Source organism: Stenotrophomonas sp. 62841_Sma, assembly GCF_056482945.1.
The window spans coordinates 4,446,581-4,467,903 of the sequence record NZ_CM151224.1 but is presented as its reverse complement, the minus strand read 5'-3'; the positions used below and the strand labels follow the sequence as shown (position 1 = coordinate 4,467,903).

General features: G+C 66.1%; 17 protein-coding genes and 1 pseudogene. 6 read left to right on the top strand and 12 right to left on the bottom strand.

Annotated elements, in window-relative coordinates; translation table 11 throughout:
- Window positions 1-219: 219 nt before the first annotated feature.
- From ACZK5G_RS20820 to ACZK5G_RS20805, 4 genes are all read right to left on the bottom strand, one after another.
- Window positions 220-702, bottom strand: coding sequence for a hypothetical protein (locus ACZK5G_RS20820; RefSeq protein ID WP_049400799.1), 483 nt, complete (start codon window positions 700-702; stop codon window positions 220-222).
- A gap of 126 nt (window positions 703-828) precedes the next feature.
- Complete coding sequence (locus tag ACZK5G_RS20815; RefSeq protein ID WP_478464640.1) at window positions 829-2,037, bottom strand: NAD(P)/FAD-dependent oxidoreductase; 1,209 nt, start codon at window positions 2,035-2,037, stop codon at window positions 829-831.
- A gap of 3 nt (window positions 2,038-2,040) precedes the next feature.
- Complete coding sequence (locus ACZK5G_RS20810; RefSeq protein WP_478464638.1) at window positions 2,041-2,469, bottom strand: SMI1/KNR4 family protein; 429 nt, start codon at window positions 2,467-2,469, stop codon at window positions 2,041-2,043.
- Between the two features lie 121 nt (window positions 2,470-2,590).
- Window positions 2,591-3,085 carry a lipocalin family protein gene (locus tag ACZK5G_RS20805; protein ID WP_478464636.1) on the bottom strand — a complete coding sequence of 165 codons (495 nt, stop codon included), beginning with the start codon at window positions 3,083-3,085 and terminating at the stop codon, window positions 2,591-2,593.
- 182 nt (window positions 3,086-3,267) lie between these two features.
- Between ACZK5G_RS20805 and ACZK5G_RS20800 the strand changes: the two genes are divergently transcribed.
- Both ACZK5G_RS20800 and ACZK5G_RS20795 read left to right on the top strand, forming a co-directional pair.
- Window positions 3,268-3,516, top strand: a complete 249-nt coding sequence (locus ACZK5G_RS20800) for a hypothetical protein (RefSeq protein WP_006399378.1) — start codon at window positions 3,268-3,270, stop codon at window positions 3,514-3,516.
- Window positions 3,517-3,663: 147 nt separating this feature from the next.
- On the top strand, window positions 3,664-6,027 hold the full coding sequence (locus tag ACZK5G_RS20795) for a DUF3772 domain-containing protein (protein WP_478464635.1): 2,364 nt from the start codon (window positions 3,664-3,666) through the stop codon (window positions 6,025-6,027).
- Window positions 6,028-6,568: 541 nt separating this feature from the next.
- On the opposite strand, the gene ACZK5G_RS20790 is transcribed toward ACZK5G_RS20795, so the two are convergent.
- Window positions 6,569-8,674: a phosphoglycerol transferase I gene (locus ACZK5G_RS20790; protein WP_412703564.1), complete on the bottom strand. Its 2,106-nt coding sequence runs from the start codon at window positions 8,672-8,674 to the stop codon at window positions 6,569-6,571.
- Between the two features lie 244 nt (window positions 8,675-8,918).
- Window positions 8,919-10,565, bottom strand: a pseudogene (locus ACZK5G_RS20785) (ABC1 kinase family protein); the annotation flags it as partial.
- A 208-nt stretch (window positions 10,566-10,773) separates the two neighbouring features.
- On the opposite strand from ACZK5G_RS20785, the gene ACZK5G_RS20780 reads away from it, so the two are divergent.
- On the top strand, window positions 10,774-11,700 hold the full coding sequence (locus ACZK5G_RS20780) for a DUF808 domain-containing protein (protein WP_049463103.1): 927 nt from the start codon (window positions 10,774-10,776) through the stop codon (window positions 11,698-11,700).
- 687 nt (window positions 11,701-12,387) lie between these two features.
- Here ACZK5G_RS20780 and ACZK5G_RS20775 read toward each other — a convergent pair.
- Complete coding sequence (locus ACZK5G_RS20775; protein WP_478464633.1) at window positions 12,388-13,926, bottom strand: GGDEF domain-containing protein; 1,539 nt, start codon at window positions 13,924-13,926, stop codon at window positions 12,388-12,390.
- 105 nt (window positions 13,927-14,031) lie between these two features.
- Here ACZK5G_RS20775 and ACZK5G_RS20770 point away from each other — a divergent pair, with 105 nt between their 5' ends.
- From ACZK5G_RS20770 to ACZK5G_RS20760, 3 genes are all read left to right on the top strand, one after another.
- On the top strand, window positions 14,032-14,667 hold the full coding sequence (locus ACZK5G_RS20770) for a Rossmann-fold NAD(P)-binding domain-containing protein (RefSeq protein WP_478464632.1): 636 nt from the start codon (window positions 14,032-14,034) through the stop codon (window positions 14,665-14,667).
- A complete protein-coding gene (locus tag ACZK5G_RS20765; RefSeq protein ID WP_121504220.1) occupies window positions 14,667-15,374 on the top strand; it encodes a helix-turn-helix transcriptional regulator in 708 nt (235 codons plus the stop codon). Before ACZK5G_RS20770 ends, ACZK5G_RS20765 begins: the two co-directional genes overlap by 1 nt.
- Before the next feature lie 324 nt (window positions 15,375-15,698).
- Window positions 15,699-16,085 (top strand): VOC family protein, encoded by a 387-nt coding sequence (locus ACZK5G_RS20760; protein ID WP_180846923.1) that lies wholly within the window; start codon window positions 15,699-15,701, stop codon window positions 16,083-16,085.
- 36 nt (window positions 16,086-16,121) lie between these two features.
- Here the strand turns inward: ACZK5G_RS20760 and ACZK5G_RS20755 are convergent, their stop codons facing one another.
- From ACZK5G_RS20755 to pdhA, 5 genes are all read right to left on the bottom strand, one after another.
- Window positions 16,122-17,105, bottom strand: coding sequence for a hypothetical protein (locus tag ACZK5G_RS20755; RefSeq protein ID WP_478464629.1), 984 nt, complete (start codon window positions 17,103-17,105; stop codon window positions 16,122-16,124).
- A gap of 271 nt (window positions 17,106-17,376) precedes the next feature.
- Window positions 17,377-18,762 carry a dihydrolipoamide acetyltransferase family protein gene (locus tag ACZK5G_RS20750; protein WP_032127143.1) on the bottom strand — a complete coding sequence of 462 codons (1,386 nt, stop codon included), beginning with the start codon at window positions 18,760-18,762 and terminating at the stop codon, window positions 17,377-17,379.
- Window positions 18,759-19,112 (bottom strand): SH3 domain-containing protein, encoded by a 354-nt coding sequence (locus ACZK5G_RS20745; protein WP_005411349.1) that lies wholly within the window; start codon window positions 19,110-19,112, stop codon window positions 18,759-18,761. The genes ACZK5G_RS20750 and ACZK5G_RS20745 overlap by 4 nt, the downstream gene beginning before the upstream one ends.
- 1 nt (window position 19,113) lies before the next feature.
- The gene (locus ACZK5G_RS20740; RefSeq protein WP_019338598.1) at window positions 19,114-20,181 is read right to left on the bottom strand and encodes an alpha-ketoacid dehydrogenase subunit beta; all 1,068 of its coding nucleotides are present in this window, start codon (window positions 20,179-20,181) and stop codon (window positions 19,114-19,116) included.
- Window positions 20,174-21,256 (bottom strand): pyruvate dehydrogenase (acetyl-transferring) E1 component subunit alpha, encoded by a 1,083-nt coding sequence (gene pdhA / locus ACZK5G_RS20735; RefSeq protein WP_478464628.1) that lies wholly within the window; start codon window positions 21,254-21,256, stop codon window positions 20,174-20,176. Before pdhA ends, ACZK5G_RS20740 begins: the two co-directional genes overlap by 8 nt.
- Window positions 21,257-21,323: the final 67 nt, after the last annotated feature.

Genomic DNA, 21,323 nt, shown 5'->3' with positions numbered 1-21,323 from the left:
CGACGATGACCTGAGCCGCGCAGATTTGCAATACAACCCATAGCAAATCCATTGCCGTCAAATTAATGGCGTTGGTGGTCTGCCTTGCCCTTATCGGTCACTGCGCATTTAGATTCGCAGGTGCGGGTGATGACGGCCTGGATCTGCGTGAAACCCAGAGCGTGTCGACCAAGGTCGACACCTACCAGCCGAGGGATGTCCCAATCGATGGGTCGGCGCTTACCAGCCAAACGGCGGCGGGTAATCCCAGTAGCCCGGGCCGCGGCCGTAGTAGCCGCCGTACGGGCCGTAGAAGCCCGGGCCCTTGCCTTCGCTCACGTGGATGTTGACGTTGACCCCGTGGGTCTTGCCTTCATCGGTGGTGTAGTTCTTGCTCAGGTTCAGCGTGGCGGCGTTGTAGTGGCTGTTGCCACCGTTCTTGGAATAGCCGATGCCGGTAGTGAAGCTGCCGGACACTTTGACCTTGTCGTCGGTGACGTCGGCTATCTTCGCGTCGTCGTGCACGCGCGGGCCGCTCTTGTCACCGTAGTACGTGCCCGGCGGGTCCTGCTGCAGGGCCGGGTCGTTGAGGTAGCGCATCGGCGCCTGCGGCAGCGTCAGGTCCAGGCCGGCGGCCTGCGGCGCGGTGGCGCCAGCGGCGGACTGGGCCAGCACGGTTCCCGGCAGGGCCAGGCACAGCAGCAGGGTCAGGGGGCGGATCATGACGGCGCTCCAGCGGACAGGTGGCCACGCAACACGCGGCGGTACAGGCCGACGCTAGCAGGGGTTGCTTGAATGATGCCTGTCGGCGCCGGATTGGGGTAGAGCCAGGCCATGCCTGGCTGCAGGTCACAGCCGCCCGAACCCGAACAGCCCTTCCAGCGCATGCCTGCGCCGCTCGATCCGGGCCCGCAGCAGCTGGGCGCCGATCATCGAATAAGTGATGCCGTTGCCGCCGTAGGCCATGGCGAAATGCACCCGTGGCCCCCACTGATCGTGCGGGCCGAAGAAAGGCAGGCCGTCGGCGGTTTCGGCGAAGGTGCCGGCCCAGGAGAAGGCGGGCACCGGATCCAGCCGCGGGAACCAGTGCTGGAGCTGTTTCATCAGCTTGTCGGCCTTGCGCTCTACGCGCCGATCGCGGCGGGCGGGGATGTCGATGGCGTCGTCCAGCCCGCCCACCAGCAGGCGGCGGTCGCCGGTGGCGCGCAGGTAGAGGTACGGGCGTGCGCTCTCCCACACCATCGTGTTGCGCAGCCGGCCCAGCACGTCCGCATCGATCGGGTCGGTGATGAAGGCATAGCTGCTGCGGTTGCGTGCGACGCGCTGATGCAGCCAGCGTTGGTTGGCATAGCCCATTGCCAGCACCACGTGGCGGGCGTGGATCGTGGCGCCGTCCTCGGTGAGGGCGCTCACGCCGCGTGCGGAGGGAGTGAGCGTGTGCAGCACCGTGCGGTCATGCACCTGGCCGCCGCGCCGGCGCACGCGCTGCAGCAACCCATAGGTCAGGCGATAGGGATCGACCCGCGCCGCCTGGCGCGTGAGCAGGGCACCGCCGGCGTCCACGTCGAAGCGTTCCTGCAGTGCCTCCGAGCCGAGCCAGCGGGCATCCAGACCGATGCCGCGCCGCGCCTCACCCTCGGCCATCAGGCGCGGCACGTCGCGATGGCGGCTGGCCAGGTACAGGCTGTCCATGCGCTGGAAATCAACGTCTTTCAGGCCGCGAGCCACGTCGCCCAGGGCCGGAATCGCCTCGGCACACGCCCGATAGGCAAGCGCGGCGGCGTCCTGGCCATGGCGCTGCGCCAGTTCCAGCAGATGGGTATCGATCTCGTACTGCAGCAACGCGGTGCTGGCAGCGGTGCTGCCCCAGCCGATGTCGCGCTGCTCGATCACTGCCACGTCGTGGCCATGCCGGGACAGTTCGTTGGCAATCAGCGCACCGGTGATGCCGCCGCCGACCACCAGTACGTCGCAGCGCAGGTCCTTTTCCAATGGCGGAAACGCCTGGATCAATCCATTGCGTACCGCCCACCACGGGTAGCCACTCTTGAGGTCCATGCGTCAATTCGCCGGATCGATTTCATGCTCGTCCGCAGGCTGATCTACAAGCAATCGAGCGAACAGGTCGGGAAGGTCACTCGCTACCGGGATGGCGTACTGACGTTCCATGCCAATGAATGGAATCCGCACTACCGGCATTGCTGCGTCCAGTGTGTCGAATCCATAGCCCTCCCCGCCGCCGTCCGAAGCGAACAGGAATATGCCCGGCGCGTATGATTCAACCTCATACTCACGATTGAAGTCGATGACCTCTTCTGCTTCCCAGAAGACAATGTAGTTGTCACCAATAAATCCTTCGCCGCCGTTGTGCGCCCTAAGGAATTCAAGGTAATTCTCGGGAAGTGCCACTCCCACGCGGGCTGACAGACCAGCAGTGGCCGACATTTCAGCCGGGCCATTGAGCTGTCCCTCTGTCAGGTGATATTCCATGGCTGCTCTTCCATGTCTCTCGGGGACTGGTTAAACCAGAAGTTTGCCTGCTGCTGATGAATGTCGCGATGGGGGATAACGTCATTGGCGGAGTCGGTTGGCGTCCACCATTGCCCGTAGATCAGGCCGTGGGACGGCCGGTATGCGGGGTCTGGATCAGTTCGGACAGATCGAAGCCCTGCAGGCGGGCGGCCGCCAGATAATGGTCCTGCACGGTCGCGTCCAGGCGCGGCTCGCGGGCCAGCAGCCACAGGTACTTGCGATCGGGGCTGCCGACCAGTGCCACGCTGTAGTCCGGCGCGACCTGGATCACCCAGTAGTCGCCCTTGGCGAACGGCAGCCAGCGCAGGCCCTTGGGCAGGAAGCTCACCTCCAGGCGCGCGCTGTCGTTGTCGACGGCGCAGGCCTCGCCGGTGGCTTCCTCGACCTCGCCGTCCATACGGCAGCGGTTGGTGACGCCGACGTTGCCGTTGTCGAGCAGGGTGTAGTGCGCCGACACGTCGGTGCAGCCTTCCGGTTCATGGCGCATCGGCAGGCGCGCGATCTCGTACCAGGTGCCCAGATAGCGGGGCAGCCTGAGGTCGGCAACGGTCTTCAGCGGCGGGTGCTCGGTCATCGGCGGTCGTGGCAGGGGTGGGCCTCCACGATGCCGATGGCCTTGCCATGGGCGGGTGAAGCCGGGGCGATGGCCGTGTCCAGAACGTTCCGTCGCCCCGGCGGAGCGCCCGTTGTCACCGGCGTGGCGGTATCCTGCTGCCAGCGCCGTGTTTTCCTGATCTAACCGAGGTGGAGGTGCCGATGTACCAGGTGATCCTGTTGAAGAGTGAATCCGCGTTCGCACGCGAACAGTGGCCGCAGGTCGATGACCTGGTCGACTACGAAGGCGTGGCCTACAGCCTGCGTGCCGGCCCGCGCCAGCCGCTGCCGACCGACCACGACTGGCACCCGGTGGCGGTGTATGCGCCCGATGAGATTACCGAGGAAGAGTTCCAGGACTGGTACGCGCTGCAGCAGCCGACGGTGGAAGAGCTGCGCCTGAAGTACTGATGCTCGACGCTGCCAGGGCCGTCCATCCGCCCTTGACCGGCTCTGCCGTATAGTCGCGCGCAGGCGCGGTGGTCCGCGCGAACCGGTGTGGCTGGCTTGTCTTCTTTCCTGCGATCGATCCGTGCACGGGGGCCCTGGTGGGTCCTGATGCTGTGCACTGCCCTCCTGCTGTCCGCGCCGGTGCTGGCACAGGATGATGAGCCCACGCCGAAGCAGCAGCTGGCAGATATCGATGCAAGGCTGAAGGAGGTCGACCGCAAGCGTGGTGATGCGGCCGCCATCGAGACGCTGGCGATGCTGTCCGAGAATGCCTCGCAGGCGCGGCGGGATGCTGAGGCACTGGAAAAGGAGCTGCAGCCACAGCTGGTTCGCCTCGACGAACAACTGGCGCAGCTGGGCACACCTGCCGAAGGCACCACCGAGCCGCCTGAACTGGCGGCACAACGGCGCACCATCAACAAGCAGCGCGACGGCCTGGCCGCGTCCTTAGCGCAGGCCAAGACCAGTGCCGTGCGTGCCCAGCAGCTGGCAGCCGACATCGACCAGCAGCTCACTGCGCAACGCGCCGAAGACATGGGGAAGAAGGTCGCCTCGCCGTTGTCTCCAGCACTGTGGAGCAAGGTGGCCGAACGCCTGCCGATCGATATCGCACGCGTCGCGCCGTTGGCCGAGCAGGGGCGCGATACGTTTGTCGCTGGCGTCCGGGCCAATGGCTGGGGCACGCCGTTGCTGGGCCTGGTGGCCGCGCTGGTGATGATGTTCCCGCTGCGGCTGTGGCTGCGCAGGCTGGGGCGGCGCTTTGCGGAGTCCGAGCGCGCGCCGGACGGTCGCCTGCGCCGTTCCGGCCTGGCCATGTGGCTGCTGCTGGTGGGGACACTGCTGCCCGGCTATGCCGTGGTTGTACTGATGGCAGCGCTTGATGCGATCGATGCCATCGCGCCGCGCCTGCAGGTGGTGGCCGATGGGTTGGAGACCGCAACGTTCCGCGCTGCGTTCATTGCGGCACTCAGCGCCTGCATGCTGGTTCCCAAGCGGCCGTCGTGGCGGTTGCTGAATCTGGATGACACCGCCGCGCTCAAGCTGCGCAAGTACGCGTGGGGCGCGGCGGCGCTGGCCTGGCTGAGCACGGTGCTGGTGGCCCTCGATCAGGCCACGCGTACCAGCGACGTCACCACGGTGGCGCTGGATGGCCTGATTGCGCTGACTTACCTGGGCCTGATCATGGCCATGCTGGTGACCCTGGCGCGCCTGCATCGCCGGCAGACCGCCGAGGCCGAGGCCAAGCTGGAGGCGCAGGCCGATGGCGTGGGCGCGGCCACTCCGGTGCGCCGCAGCAGCTGGCTGGTATTGGCACGCGTGGCGGGCAACGTCGCGGTGGTGGCCGCCATCGTCGCGACGTTGATGGGCTACCTGAACTTCGCCAAATTCGTGAACCAGCAGCTGATCAACGGCAGCATTGTGGTGCTGGCCGCGACGCTGCTGTTCAAATTCGTCGATGACCTGAGCACGTGGATGCTCAATGCCGACAGCAAGGTGGGCCAGACCATTCTGCTCAGCACCGGCCTGAGCGTATCGCGGCTGGAGCAGGCCGGCGTGCTGCTGTCGGCGGCGCTGCGTACCGTGGTCGTGCTGCTCACGCTGCTTGCCCTGGTGGCACCGTTCGGCAACATCGGTGCGGTGGTGGAGCGATTCACTTCGCTGCTCACCACGGGCATTCCGTTGGGCGGAACCACCCTGAAGCCGATGCAGATCGTGCTGGCGGTTGTGGTGCTCCTGGCCGGCCTGGCGATCACCCAGCTGGTGCAGCGCTGGCTGACCGATACCTACCTGCCCAAGACCGAACTGGACCTGGGGGCGCGCAACTCGGTCAGTACCGTCACCCGCTACGTCGGCATCATCCTCGCCGTGATCTGGGCGTTGACGGCGATGGGGCTGGAGCTGACCAAGCTGGCGCTGCTCGTCAGTGCGTTGTCAGTGGGTATTGGTTTCGGTCTGCAGGTGATCACACAGAACTTCGTCTCCGGCCTGATCCTGCTGGCCGAGCGTCCGGTGAAGATCGGCGACTGGGTGAAGCTGGGCGACCAAGAGGGCGACATCCGCCGCATCAGCCTGCGCTCGACCGAGATCCAGGTGGGCGACAAGTCCACCCTGATCGTGCCCAACTCCGAGCTGGTCACCAAGACCGTGCGCAACATGACGATGGGCAACAACCAGGGCCGCATCCAGATCCAGTTCGCGGTGCCGCCAAGTACCGATGTCGGCAGCCTGCGTCAGGCGCTGCTGGATGCGTACACCGCGCACACCAACGTGCTGAAGCAGCCGGCCCCGACGGTTTACATCGACAGCATTGCCGGTGGCCAGATCACCATCAACAGCTTCGCGTACGTGGCCAGCCCGCGGCAGGTCTACGCGACCCGCAGCGATCTGTACTTCAGCCTGCTGCAGATCCTGGCGGAGCGGAACATTCCGCTGTCGACCCCGACCGACATCCACATCACCCGCGATCCGTAGGAGTAGGGGTTTTTTTGCAGGGCTGCGCCCTGCACCCGCTACGAGCAGAAGCAACGGCAACAGCAACAGCAACAGCAACAGCAACAGCGTGCATTCCGTGGATTGGCGGGGCGGTGTCGGAGTGCGGGGACGCCGTAAATCCGTCCATGGAGGCTTGGCAGCCGCATCCATGCGGCTGACACCCCGCACTCCGACACCGCCCCACCTCTGACAGATTCCTGCGGCTGTCAGTGGGTGTCGACCTTGGTCGACACTTCTGTCAGATATCGAAATCAATCTGGGGTCAGATCCGTTTTCCTCCGGAAAACGGATCTGACCCCATCGGCATGTCCAACAGACCGCAGCAAACTGTCGAAGGCGGGGTGGGTCCGGTTGCGGGGGCGTGAGCCGCATGGATGCGGCGACCGAGCTTACATGGACGTACTTGCAGCGTCCCCCGCAACCGGGCCCACCCCGCCAAACCACGGAATGCCCGCTGTTGCCGTTGCTGTTGCTTCGGCTGTTGCTTCGGCGGGTGCAGGGCGCAGCCCTGCAAAGAACCCTATCCTCGTGGTCGGCTGCGCGAGGGCACCAGTGCGAACGTATCCACCGCCAGCTTCTCGGCGTGGTTCAACCACGCGCGGATCTCCAGATCATCCACTTCGTGATCCAGCCCGAACGACACGTTGATCTTGCCGTTGGCATCGGGCTGCACCCACTGCTGCGCCAGCACCACCTTGCGCTGCGAGGACACCGCCTCGATCCAGAAACCACGATCCGGGCGCGTGCTTGCCACCAGCTGCAGCATGTACTGGCCGGCACGGGTACGGCGGCCCTTCTGCGTAATCATGTGCGCCTGGCGCACGCTCGGGCGCGGGCCTTGGAACGCGTCCAGCGGTGCATCCACCGCGATGCCGCCACGCAGGTCGTTGTCGCGGTACAGCTTGATGCCGTTGTCGCGGTTGACCAGCAGGGCGCACCAGTCACCGTCGGCCGAGCCGTCCTCGAACGCGGTGCACCGGTCGACGTAGGCCAGGGTGTTGTCCGGGTTGGCATCGTCGAACTGGCGCGAGGTGTTCTCCAGGTATACCGACTTCAACCCCCAGTCCTTGTCGTACTCCAGCAGCACCGGCGGCTGCACGTGCTGCAGGCCGACCACCACCTGGTCATCGCCGTCGATCTTCAGCTCGCGGGTCGGTTCGCCCAGCCACAGCGAACGGGCGAAGGCCAGGTACTGTGGGTAATCGCGGCCGCCATCACGCTGGGTGGCCACGCTGGCGCTGGGCGCGCGCTGGGTATCGATCAGTGAACGCCCGAAGCCCATCGTCTTCAGGTTCGGGTCCAGCAGGCTGAGCAGGGTCGCACCCGAATCCAGGGTGGTGCCGGCATCGGCGCTGAGCTGCTGCGGAGCAATGCCATCGCCCAGGAACAGCAGCAGGTTCTCGCGCTTCTGCCGGGTCAGGATGTGGGTGAGATCGTTGGGCATCGCCAGGTGGTCGGAGGCGATCACGATCAGCGTGTCCTTGCCGTACGGGCTGGCCTGGATGCGCTGCACCAGCTGCGAGATCAGCCGGTCGCTGCACTTGAGCGCGTTGAGCATGTTGATGTTGCCGTACTGGCTCTGGTAGCGCTCGCCCTTGCACGACACCGGCAGATGACCGGCCGGGTGGTGGGTGTCCATGGTCAGCGTGGTCAGCATGAACGGTGAGCCGGCGCGCGAGAGCTGCTCGAAGCGCTGGTAGGCGGTGTCAAGCAGCACGTCGTCGTGCACGCCCCAGGCCGAGTAGTGGATGCGACCGATCTTCTTCTGCTGCTTGAACCACGCAAGGTCGTGCACTTCGTCGAAGCCGTGGCTGGCCAGGAACTGGCCCTTGCCGGCGAACTGGCCGTTGGCACCGCCCAGATAGTGGTTGGTATAGCCCTGCTGCTTCAGGTAATCGCCCAGGCACACGGCCTTGGGCAGGAAGCTGCCCATGCGGTCCATGCTGTTCTCATCGCCCTGCGAGGTGGTCAGCGGCACGCCGCACATCGACGACACCAGGCCGGCGATGGTCCAGCCGCTGCCCTCGGCCGAGGCCAGGTTGCGCACGTCCAGTGACTCGGACGCCAGGCGGTTGAGGTTGGGCATCAGGCCGGGAAACACGGCCTCGTCCAGGTAGGTACGTTCCAGGCTCTCGCCGTAGATCCAGACGATGTTGCGCGGGCGCTGCAGCGGCTGCGTCGGCACCTGGTACTCGGGGGCGATGCGGGCGAAGTCGACCGGACGCAGCTGCTGGTAGAGGCGTTGGCCGTCGCGGGCCAGCGGACTGATCATGATCGTGGCCACCCACACGGCCGCGAAACCGGCGAACAACGCGCCACCGTGGCCGGGCCGGCGCCAGCGCTTCACCCGCGTGGCGAACAGCGGTAGCAGCGAGACCAGCGCCAGCACGATGAAGCCGGCGATATAGCCCTTGAAGTCGGAGACACCGGCGCCTTCCATGTCGGCGCCGAGGTGGTACAGGGTGGCGGCATTGAGCCCATCACCGGACAGCTTGTCGATCAGCCACCACGCGCTGAGCATGAGCAGCAGCAGCGAGAACGCACCAGCCTTCCACCACACCCACTTGTCGGACGCGAGGAACAACCAGCACAGCAGCAACAACGACAGCAGCAGTATCCAGAGCATAGGCAGCTTCGGCAGTGACGGGGTGGTGGTGATGGACGTCGTACCGACGCGTGTCCATCCGACCGACGCTGCCACAAGCACATGCACATGACAGGCCGATGACCCGATAGTGCATGCACGAACCTGACTGAAATGTTTGTTGAAACAACACGCGCGCAATCGCGCTCAGAAGGTAAAACGAGCGTGAAGGGCTTCGTTGGATTGCATTAAAAACCGCATGAATACGGCGGTTTTCGCTGATGCGCTAGCGATGCCCGCGTTCTTCGCGTGCCCGCGCACGACGGTCGAACAGCAATGCACTGGTCACGATGCCAAGGCCGAGCACCACGCCGATGAACAGCAGAATCAGCGCAATGAGTGGGTAGCCGAACAGGTGCCAGCCGGTGTCGATCTTCATCATCATCGCCGCAGCCATGATCAATGCGGCGCTGATGATGCCGGCAGCCACGCGGTTGGCGATCTTCTGCAGGTTCTCCATCAACCGCGATTCTTCCAGGCCGGTTACCTTCATCTGCAGGCGGTTCTCGGCCAACAGCGCCATGATGTCCGACAGCTTGCGCGGCCCATCGCGCAGCAGCTGCTGCAGCTCCATCGCCTCGCTGGCGAGGTTGGCGGCTGACAGCGATTTCTTCAGGCGCGCACGCATCACGTGCTGCAGCTGGCGCTCGACGATGCGGCGGGTTTCCAGCTCGGGTGCCAGCAGCCGGCACACGGTTTCCAGGTTGAGCAGGGCTTTGCCCAGCAGGCTCAGTTCCGGCGGCGTGCGCAGGCCGCAGGCGGTGGCGATGCGCACCATGTCCAGCACCACGCGGCCTTCCGAGAAGCTGCCACTGGCGGCGTAGCGCGCGATCAGCTGGCCGGTCTCACGCAGGTAGCGCTCTTCGTCGAAGGCTTCCAGCCGCGTGCTGATGCTGATCAGGTCGTCGGCCACTTCTTCGCCACGGCCATCGACCGCGGCGAAGAGAATCTTCAGCAGTCGCTCGCGCAGGCGCGGCGGCATGTGCGCGACCATGCCCAGGTCGAAGATCGCCAGCCGTCCATCTGGCATCACCCGCAGGTTGCCCGGGTGCGGGTCGGCATGGATCTCGCCATGCACGAAGATCTGGTCCAGGTAGCCGCGGATCAGCGCCGCCGCCAGAGGATCCATCGATTGCTCGGTGCGGCGCACATCGGGAATCGCATCCACGCGCACGCCGGTGGCCAGTTCCATGGTCAGCACGCGCTGGCTGCTGTAGTCCCACAGCGGCTGCGGAATCCACAGGCGGCGGAACGGCTTCAGGTGCCGGCCGAAACGGGCCAGGTTCTCGGCCTCGGCGTGGTAGTCCAGCTCCTGCATCAGGGTCTTGGCGAACTCGTTGAGCCAGTCGCGCAGGCGCACGCGACGGCCCACCTGGGTCAGGTGGTCGGCGGCCAGCGCGAAGCTGCGCAGTGCCTCCAGGTCCGAGCGCAGCTGCGCGGCGACCTCGGGTTTCTGCACCTTCACCGCCACTTGGCGGCCATCGTGCAGCACCGCGCGATGCACCTGCGCGATCGAGGCACAGCCCAGTGGCTCGGGATCGAACGCGGCGAACAGCTTGTTCACCGGCGCGCCCAGCTCCTGTTCGACGATGGCATGGATGCGCTCGACCGGAATCTCGGCCACCTTTTCCTGCATGCGCTCCAGCGCCGTGGCGAACTCCACCGGCACCATGTCCGGGCGGGTGGACAGCATCTGGCCCAGCTTGACGAAGGTCGGCCCCAGCGCCTCCAGGTCGCTGACGAACTGTTCCGGGTTGCCATCGGCGGGGACGTCGGCCTGATTGCTGGCGGCATCCAGGTTCATGCCCGAGAACACGCCCGAATGGCGGTAGCGCATCAGCAGGCGCAGGATCTGGCTGCGCCGGTTCATGCCCTTGACCAGCGGGGGATTGCCATTGGCGGTGGGCGGATTGCTCAAGCGACACTCCCATGCGACGAATACAGGTAGTGCCGGCCGCTGGCCGGCAATGTCCGGATTCCGCAGTGTCGCCGGGGGGCGGTAGGCACGCGGTGAATCCGACCGCTTCCGCAGCTGCCCCGGTATCGTTCAGAATCCGCTCATTCCCTCACTTGGACGCCCCATGGCCGGTGCCAGCCTGTTCGCCCTGCTCGACGATATCGCCTCCCTGCTGGACGACGTCTCGGTCCTGACCAAGGTTGCGGCGAAGAAGACCGCCGGTGTGCTCGGCGACGACCTGGCGCTGAACGCGCAGCAGGTCACCGGGGTCAACGCCAACCGCGAACTGCCGGTGGTGTGGGCGGTGGCCAAGGGCTCGCTGGTCAACAAGGTGATCCTGGTACCGGCGGCGCTGGCGATCAGTGCACTGGAAGCCTGGCTGCACAGCCGTGGCTGGAACGTGCCGTTGATCGTGCCATTGATGATGATCGGTGGTGCCTTCTTGTGCTTCGAGGGCGTGGAGAAGCTGGCGCACCGCTTCCTGCATTCGGCTGATGACGATGCCGAGCATCAGGCCGAGCGCCGCAAGGCGCTGGCCGATACCCAGGTGGACATGGTGGCGTGGGAGAAGGACAAGGTAAAAGGCGCGATCCGCACCGACTTCATCCTCTCGGCCGAGATCATCGTGCTGACCCTGGGCGTGGTCGCCACCGCACCGTTCACCAATCAGGTGGTCACCCTGGCCGTGGTTGCACTGGCGATGACGGTCTTCGTCTATGGGCTGGTCGCGGGCATCGTGAAGCTTGATGACGTCGGCCTGTACCTGTCGCGCAAGGGCGGGGCTGTGGCCGCCTTCGGTCGCGGCCTGGTGGCCTCGGCGCCGTGGCTGATGAAGTTCCTGTCGGTGGCCGGCACCATCGCCATGTTCCTGGTGGGCGGCGGCATCCTGGTGCACAACGTGCCGGCACTGCACCACGCGGTGCAGGCGCTGGGCGGCGAAGGGCAGTGGGGCTGGCTGATCAGCGCTGCGGCCAACATGGTGGTGGGCATCATCGCCGGCGCCATCGTGCTGGCGGCGGTGACCGGGTTCCAGAAGCTGCGCGGGAAGTAAGCGGCGGCCCATTGCCCGGTAGAGGCCGACCTTGGTCGGCGCTTTGCCCCGGCGTGTGCCAACCAAGGTTGGCACCTACCAAAGCGCTGTCCCTTGCGTTGGTAGAGGCCGACCTTGGTCGGCGCTTTGTTCCGGCGTGAGCCAACCGAGGTTGGCACCTACCGAAGCGCTGTCCTTGGCGTTGGTAGAGGCCGACCTTGGTCGGCGCTTTGTTCCGGCGTGTGCCAACCAAGGTTGGCACCTACCAAAGCGCTGTCCTTTGCGTTGGTAGAGGCCGACCTTGGTCGGCGCATTGTTTCCGCGTGTGCCAACCAAGGTTGGCACCTACCAAAGCGCTGTCCTTGGCGTTGGTAGAGGCCGACCTTGGTCGGCGCTTTGTTTCCGCGTGTGCCAACCAAGGTTGGCACCTACCGAAGCGCTGTCCTTGGCGTTGGTAGAGGCCGACCTTGGTCGGCGCTTTGCTTCCGCGTGTGCCAACCAAGGTTGGCACCTACCAAAGCGCTGTCCCTTGCGTTGGTAGAGGCCGACCTTGGTCGGCGCTTTGTTCCGGCGTGTGCCAACCAAGGTTGCCACCTACCGAAGCGCTGTCCTTTGCGTTGGTAGAGGCCGACCTTGGTCGGCGCTTTGCCCCGGCGTGTGCCAACCAAGGTTGGCACCTACCGAAGCGGTTTGCGGTGGGCCGGGCGATCAACCCGCCTGTACGCGGTTCTTGCCCTGACGCTTGGCGGCATACAGCGCGTCATCGGCGCGCCGCAGCAGGGTTTCGGTATCGTCGCCGGGCTGCCATTGCGCCAGCCCGGCACTGAAGTGCACCGGCACGCGCTGGTCCTGTACGGTCAGCACGCGGTGCGCCAGTGAACGCTGCAGGCGCTGCACGGTGGCCATGCTGTCGGCACCCTGGGTCTCCGGCAGCACCAGCACGAACTCGTCGCCACCCAGCCGCGCGATGCCATCGGTGGCGCGCAGCAGCAGCTTGCACACGGCTACCAGGTGCTGCAGCAGCGCATCGCCACCGGCATGGCCGTGCGCATCGTTGGTCTGGTGGAAATCATCCAGGTCGATCACCGCCACGCCCAGTGGTGAGTTGTTGCGCGCGGCGCGCGCCAGCTCGCGCTGCAGCAGTTCGTCCAGGCCACGGCGGTTCAGCGCCTGGGTCAGTGGATCGATGCGCGCCAGGTCACCGGCCGCGCGCAGTTCCTGCTCAAGCTCGGCGATGCGCTGCTCGGCACGTTCCACTTCCTGGCGCGCGCTGGCCAGATGATCGCGCGCCTGCGCGGCCTGCTGCTGCACCTTGCCGGTATCGCGCATCACGTCCTGCAGCAGCTGATTGAGGTCGGCGATGCTGCGCGCTTCGCGCAGCTGCAGCGCATAGCTGCCAATGCGGTCGTGGTATTCGCCGGTGCTGGTGGCCATGCCGTCCATACGCTCGATGAACTCGCCCATCAACCCGCGCATCGCCGCCTTCGAATCGTCGATGCCCTGGCGCAGCAGCCCCTGCTTGTAGATCACTTCGCGCAGTTCGGCGCGGGTGCGCTCGACCGCCTCAGCTTCCAACGGCCCGTCCAGCAGCTGGCGTACTGCGGCGATCTGGCCCTGCAGCCAGCTGCGGTCATCCAGCAGCTCGCTCACGTTCTCCAGCAGCAGCGCGAACAGCTCAAGCAGCAGCGCCTGCTGCTCCTGCCAGCTCTCGGCACGCACGCCGACCTGGTGGCCGAGCTCGCGCACGCCCTGTTCGATCGGCTCCAGTGCGGTACCCGGCTGCCACTGGCGCAGGCGCGTGGCCAGCGCTTGGGCCTGCTCGCGCAGATCCGGGTCGTGCTGCAGCAGGGCCACCACCGCGCCGCCCAGCAGCAGGCGCAGCTGCTCGGACAGGCGCAGGCTTTCCGGCTGCCCGTCCGGTGAATGCTGCTCGATGGTGCGGATGTACTTGTCGATCAGCTGCCGCATCGCGCGCCCATAGCGCGGCCAATCGGCGCTGGCCTGCGCCGACTGCAGGCGGTCGCCCATGTCGCCCAGTTCGCCGGGCAGGGTGGCCATGCCATTGGCGAACGCGGCCAGCAGCGGCTCCGGTGCGTCGGCCCCGGCGAACAGCTGCTGCAGCGCCACGCCACCGCCACCCTGCAGCACCACCCGGTCACCCAGGCCATCGTCCACCACCGCGCGCACGCGTGCCGGCGGCCCAAGGGCGGTACCGGGGGCAGGGCGGTGGTCGGGCTGGTCCGTCATCGAGCAAATCCTGGGGCTGGCAGGGACTGGTTCCAGCATATCGGCGCGGCCGCCGACGGCTTGAACGGCTAGGATGGGCGACAGGATGCCGCAGTGGAGGTGGTGATGCGCGTGATGTTGCTGGGGGCGACCGGCCTGGTTGGCGGGCTGACCCTGTCCAGGCTGCTGGACGACCCGCGCTGCAGCGCCGTGATTGCGCCGACCCGTCGCCCGTTGGCTGTGGCCCACGCCAAGCTGGAGAATCCGGTGCTGGCCTTCGATGCGTTGCCTGGCGCGCCCGAGTGGGCACGCGTGGATGCGGTGATCTGTGCGCTCGGCAGCACCATCGCCCAGGCCGGCAGCCGCGAGGCCTTCCACCGTATCGACCATGACTACCCGCTGGCGTTCGCCCGCCTGGCGCAGGCGCAGGGTGCGCAGACCTATGTGCTGAATTCCGCAGCCGGCGCCAACCCGCAGTCGTCGATCTTCTACAGCCGGGTGAAGGGCGAGCTGGAGCATGACCTGCGCGCGCTGGGCTTCAACTCGTTGACCCTGGTCCGCCCCGGGCTGATCGGCGGCGAGCGCACCGAGGTGCGACGTGGCGAGCGCCTGGCGCTGACGGTGTTGGGGGCATTGGGGCCGCTGCTGCCACGGGCGTGGCGGATCAACCCGGCCAGCGAGATCGCCAAGGCACTGGTCGAGGCCGCGCTGGCCCCGCAACCGGGTGAGCATGTGGTGGCATCGAGCGCGCTGGTCGGCTGATGTCGCGTGCGCTGCGCCTGACCCAGCTTCAACAGCTGCTGCGCCGCCATCGACGGCCGGTGGCCGGGCAGGTGCTGGCCGAAGCGCTCGGCATCAGCCTGCGCACGCTGTACCGCGATATCGAGACGCTACGCGAACAGGGTGCCGACCTGCGCGGTGAGGCTGGCGTCGGCTACCAGCTGGCACCTAGCGATACGCTGCCACCGATGACCCTGCCGCCCGCAGAGATCGACGCGCTGGTGTTGGGTCTGCGCTGGGTTGCGGCCCGTACCGAGCCTGCGCTGGCCGAGGCCGCACGCGATGCTTTGGCGCGCATTGCGCATGTATTGCCTGCCGCGCGCCGCGAAGCGCTGCGTGACAGCGGCCTGCGCGTGGGTCCCTCGCGTGCGGCAGCCAAGGTGCCGGCGGCACGCCTGCAGGCCGTGCGTGAGGCTGTGGGGTCGCAGCAGCGCCTGAAGTTCGGCTACCAGGATGCACAGGGCCAGCGCAGCGAGCGCATTGTCTGGCCGTTCGCACTGGGCTACTTCGATGAAGTGCCGATGCTGGCGGCGTGGTGCGAAGGCCGCGAGGACTTCCGCCATTTCCGGCTGGACCGCATCCGCCAGGTGCGCGTGCTGGAGGATCGCTACCTCGTGCCGCGCGCCACCCTGCTGCGGCGCTGGCAGAAGGCGCAGGGCATCGCCCCGGACTGGCTGGACCGTTCGTAGCGTCGAGCGTGCTCGACTGCTTCCGTGCATCGCTTCCTGCTTCTGGGGACGGCGGCCTTCGCTCTTCGCTCCTGGTAGAGGTCGAGCTTGCTCGACCGCCTTTGATCTTCGCGAACAGCAGTCGAGCAAGCTCGACATCTACCAGAGCAACGGCAACAGCAGTCGAGCAAGCTCGACATCTACCAGGGCAGAGGCAACAGCAGTCGAGCAAGCTCGACATCTACCAGGGCGGGGGCAACAGCAGTCGATCACGCTCGACGCTACTGACAGAATCTGTCAGTAGGGCCGTACCACCATGAACGCTCCCAACAACGGAGGTTTCCCATGTTCACGCCCAGCACCCTGCTGCAGTACGTGCGCGACGTCGCCACCAGCGCCACCTTCTACAGTGGGATTCTCGGCAAGCCACCGGTCGAGCAGTCGCCCGGTTTCGCCCTGTTCCTGCTCGGCGATGGCGCCGCACTGGGCCTGTGGCAACGCGATGACGTGCAGCCACCCGTGTCTGCGCAGGCCGGTGCCGCCGAACTGGCGATGGTGGTCGCCAACCCGGATGCCGTGCAGCAGATGTACGATGCGTGGCGCGGGCTCGGCGTGCGGATTCTGCAGGCACCGGTGACACTGGAATTCGGCCACACTTTTGTCGGGGCAGACCCGGATGGCCACCGTCTGCGTGTGTACAGCCGTGCCGAAGGCATGGTCGCGCGCGATTGATTCAGAGAGGGAGCCGGCATTTGCCGGCTCCTGGACCTACCCTTGCTTCTGCGCTGCTTCGATGACGATTGAAAATGTCTCGTCGTCTTCCGAATCCCACTCAATGGCCAGCTGGGCCAGCTCTGCGACCACATCGCGGTCGGGATTGCATCGCCTGAGTTCCCTGATGAACTGCCGTATCTGACGGGGCGTCAGTTCACAACCTGGATAATCAAACAGATTGAGCGCGGCATCTGAAGAACGGTCCAGCAGTTCAGGTGCGAGGATGGAGTAGGCTTTGATGTAGCGGGAGAACGGAATATCCGACAGGAAGTTGTCCGTTGCAGTCATGATCGACGCATCATGTGGTGGGTCGCGAAGAAACTCCCTCATGACTGCCAGGACGACTTCCAATGACGGTGGTTTTGTCAGAGGTCTGTAGAAGTGGTCGGCGTATGCACAGCAGCCTTCGTGGGTGACCGCAGCATCCGATAGCGTTGCCAGCGTTGAGATCCAGACGTCAGCGTCCAGCGGCGTAGCCGGTTCGGCGTCCCCTTGTTGATCGGTTCTGGCGATGAGCGCCCGGACGATGGGCTCGCCATTGCGCCATGACTGCAGACGAGAATCGATAATCGCGTAAACCTGCTCCTGCTTGTCCCACATGGCGTCCGGTGAAGGCATTTCGCTTTGCGGAAAAAGGGAGAAGAAATCCGAGGAATAGGGTGCGCGTTTGCAGAAGTAGCGAACGGTAAACTCCAGCAGTTCCGGGGCGAACGCCGCGCCGGGGATTTCGTCCTGGAAAGCAGCTTCGATGCATGCCAAGGCATCTTCCGGCGAAAGAGCGGCCGCCACCGCAGATCCGATCGATGCGTCAAGGAACGCGCTATTTCGGGAGAGCCAACGCAGGAAGATGATGTCCAGAACCCAACTCGTGCTCGATGGATCCTCATCCCTCGGCAGCAGTGTGCTGAACGGGGAGGCGCGGAAAAAGTCATCGCCCGCCTTCAGGAATTCTTCGAGTGTGGGTGGTGTCTCGAACATGGAAACTCGACGTCTGCAGAGAGGCTCAATGCTATCGAGCTACTCTTGGGAATCCATGCAACTATTCTCAAAATGCTCCCTTGCGCTCTCGTCCGACCGTCGGAGAGCCCAGTAGATCCACGCCATGCGTAGATGGGGCGCGACGGAGCGGGCACAAAAAAACGCCGGGCATTGCCCGGCGTTTCTCCACTTCATGTGCCAACCAAGGTTGGCACCCACCAATCAGTTTCATGTGCCAACCAAGGTCGGCACCCACCGATAAGGTGGCCGATCAGCTGGCCAGCGCCAGATCGTCCATCATCGCGCGCAGGAAGCGGGCCGCTTCACCACCGGTGGCCGCGCGGTGGTCGAAGGTGACCGACAGCGGGATCACCTTGTGCGCTTCCACGCCGCCCATCACCGGGGTCATCTGGTGGCGGGCACGGCCGGCACCAACGATGGCCACACACGGCGGCACCACGACCGGGGTCGCGTAGCGGCCGGCGAACATGCCGAAGTTGGACAGCGAGATGGTGTAGCCGCTCAGTTCCGAGGCGGCGATCGAACGCGATTCCACCTGCTCGCGCAGGCGGTTGACGCCTTCGCGGATGCCGCGTGCGTCGAGCATGTCGGCGTTGCGCAGCGCCGGCACGAACAGGCCGTCGTCGGTGTCCACGGCGATGCCGATGTCCACCTGCGCGTGCAGGGTGCGGGTCAGCGCTTCACCGTCGAACCAGGCGTTCATCGCCGGCACCTTCTGCGCAGCGACCACGATCGAACGCACCAGGCGCGCGGTGACGTCGTTGCCCGGCAGCCAGGCGTGGATGTCGGCATCGTCGTTCAGCGTGGTCGGCACGACCTTGCTGTGCGCATCGGCCATCACGCGCGCCATGTTGCGGCGAACGCCCTTCAGCGGTTCCGGCTGGCCCTTGGCGACCACGCCCGGCGGCTGGGTACGCATCGGCTTGCCGGCAGCAGACAGCGGGGTGCGCGCTTCGCTCTGCACCGGGGCAGACACCTGCGCCGGGGCCGGCGCGGCATAGGCAGCAGCGGCCGGAGCCGGAGCGGCACCGATCTTGGCGCTGCCATCCGCAGCCGCCTGCTTGACGTCGGCCATGGTCACCGCGCCATCGGCGCCGGTGGCGCGTACGCGGGACAGGTCCACGCCCAGCTTGCGCGCGGTGGCACGCACGGCCGGTACGGCCTTGACGCCACCGACGGCCAGCGCCTGTTCGGCGTGCACGGCGTTGGAGCTCTGCATCGCGCCGACCACGGTACCGGCGTCATCACGCTCGGCGGCGGCGGGCTTGGCCGCTTCGGCGGCCACCGGTGCGGCAGCGGCCGGCAGCGGCGGCGGGGTCGGTGCCGCGGCCGGTGCCGCATGGCCGTGGCTGTGGCCGGTGTCCTGGCCATCGGCACGCTGCGGCAGGTTCGGGTCCAGTTCGAAGCTGGCCAGCACCGATCCGGTCGGGATGATGTCGCCGGCAGCGCCTGACAGCTTCAGCACCTTGCCGGAGAACGGCGACGGCACCTCGACGACGGCCTTGGCGGTCTCCATCGAGACCAGTGGCTCGTCCAGCTTGATCACATCGCCTTCCTTGACGAACCACTCGACGATGGTCGCGTCCGGCAGGCCTTCGCCCAGGTCGGGCAGGTTGAAGTTCTTGGTCTGGCTCATTTGCAGTTCTCTTCCAGCAGTTCCAGTTCGCGGGCCGGCAGCCAACCCGTCGCGCCATTGGCGCGCTCGGACCACCACCACCCGCCGTGTTCGTGATGAAGCTTCACCATCTCGCCGCTTTCCACATCCAGCTCGCGGGCGTCGTAGTCGCACAGCGCTTCGGCGCGACCCTCGTCCAGCAGCTGCAACCAGGCGATGGGCGCCCATCCAGCGCGCCCATCGTTGGTGCGTACCCAGGCAAACGCCGGCCATTCCTCGTCACGGACACCTACTTCGACGATCTGGCCGGTGTGGAACCGGAGCGGGTTGGGATACTGGCTGCGGTAAGCCCCCAGAAGGCGGGCCCGCATGTCAGCCGGCCGCCACCGCGCGCTTGGCCGCAGCCACGATCCGCTCAACGCTCGGCAGGTACTTCATTTCCAGGCGGAACAGCGGAATGTGGGTGTCGTAGCCAGTGACGCGCTCGACCGGGGCCAGCAGGTCGTAGATCGATTCCTCGGCCAGACGCGCAGCGATTTCGGCGCCGAAGCCCGCGGTCTTCGGGGCCTCCTGCACGATCACGCAGCGGCCGGTCTTGGCCACCGATTCGGCGATGGTGGCGAAGTCCAGCGGACGCAGCGTGGCCACGTCGATGACTTCGGCACTGATGCCTTCACCGGCCAGCTTGTCGGCCGCTTCCAGCGCTTCCTTCACCTGCGCGCCCCAGGTCACCAGGGTCACGTCGGTGCCGTCGCGCAGCACGAAGCAGACGTCCAGCGGCAAGGCTTCGCCGTCGTTGACGACCACTTCCTTGTACTGGCGGTAGATGCGCTTGGGCTCCATGTAGATCACCGGATCCGGCTCGCGGATCGCGGCCAGCAGCAGGCCGTAGGCGCGCTGCGGCGACGACGGCAGCACCACGCGCAGGCCCGGCACGTTGGTGAAGATCGCCTCGTTGGCTTCGCTGTGGTGTTCCGGTGCGCGGATGCCACCACCCCACGGCACGCGCAGCACCATCGGGCAGTGCAGGCGGCCACGCGTGCGGTAACGCAGGCGTGCGGCGTGGCAGACGATATGGTCGACCATCGGGTACATGAAGCCATCGAACTGGGCCTCTGCCACCGGCTTCATGCCCTGTGCCGCCAGACCGATGGTCAGGCCGGCGATGGTGGTTTCGTCCAGCGGGGTGTCGAGGATGCGTTCGGAGCCGAAGCGCTGCTGCAGGCCGGCAGTGGCGCGGAACACGCCGCCGTTGACGCCCACGTCCTCGCCCAGCACCAGCACCGACGGGTCGTGCTCCAGCTCCCAGGCCAGTGCCTGGGTGATGGCTTCGATCAGGGTGATGGGGGTGGTGGTCATGCTCTCTTCTCCGCGCGCGACGGCAGCGCTGTCGGCGGCGTTGGTGTGCGCGCCGGGCGCGCCGTTCTTGATCTCATCCATGGCGCTTCTCCAGGGCGATCGCCTGGGCACGCTGGGCCAGCAGGTCCTGCGGCGGATCGGCGTAGAGGAAATCGAACATCGCCTCAACCGGCTGCACCGGCGTGTTGAGGTACAGGTTCACTTCCTCGTCCACGCGCGTGCCGCATTCGGCGACCCAAGCAGTTTCCTCTTCTTCGCTCCACACACCGGCGTTGATCAGGTACTTGCGCAGGCGCAGCATCGGCTCGCGCTGCCAGGCATCCTTCACCTCGGCGTCGTCGCGGTAGCGGCGCGCGTCATCGGCGGTGGTATGGTCGGACAGGCGGTAGGTCATCAGTTCCAGCACGGTGCCACCGTCGCCGGCCAGCGCACGTTCGCGCGCCTGCTCCATCGCCGCCAGCACTGCGATCAGGTCGTTGCCGTCCACCTGCAGGCAGTGCAGGCCGCCGGCCAGGCCCTTCTGCGCCAGCGTTTCGGCACCGGTCTGGGCCGAACGCGGAACCGAGATGGCCCAGCCGTTGTTGACGATGCACAGGATCAGCGGCAGCTTGTAGGCGCCGGCCGAATTCAGTGCCGCATAGAAGTCGGTCTTGGAGCTGCCACCGTCACCGCACACCGCCACGGCGATCTGCGCTTCCTTGTTGAGCTTGAACTTCAGCGCCGCGCCTGCGGCATGCAGGCACTGGGTGGAGATCGGCACGCAGAACGGGAAGTCCCTGGCCGCGTTGCCGCCGTAATCGTTGCCGCGTTCGTCGCCGCCCCAGTACATCAGCACGTCGTGCGGGCGCACGCCACGCATGAACATCGCGCCATACTCGCGGTACGAAGGTGCGAACACGTCGTCCTTCTGCATCGCAGCGCCGATACCCACGTGCGCGGCTTCGTGGCCCAGGCAGGCGGCATAGGTGCCGAGCTTGCCGGTGCGCTGCAGCGCGATGGATTTGCTGTCGAACGTACGTACGAACAGCATCTGCTTGAACAGCGGTACCAGGACCTTGGGGTCGCGCAGCGACGCGGGTAGGTCATCGCGGACGAGCTTGCCGTCCGTATCCAGGTACTGCAGGTATTCGATCTTGAATTCAGCGGCAACCGTCATTGCGTACTGCACCTTCGACAGAGAAGTTACAAATGATATGAATCGCCATGTTAAGGAACGCGTACGG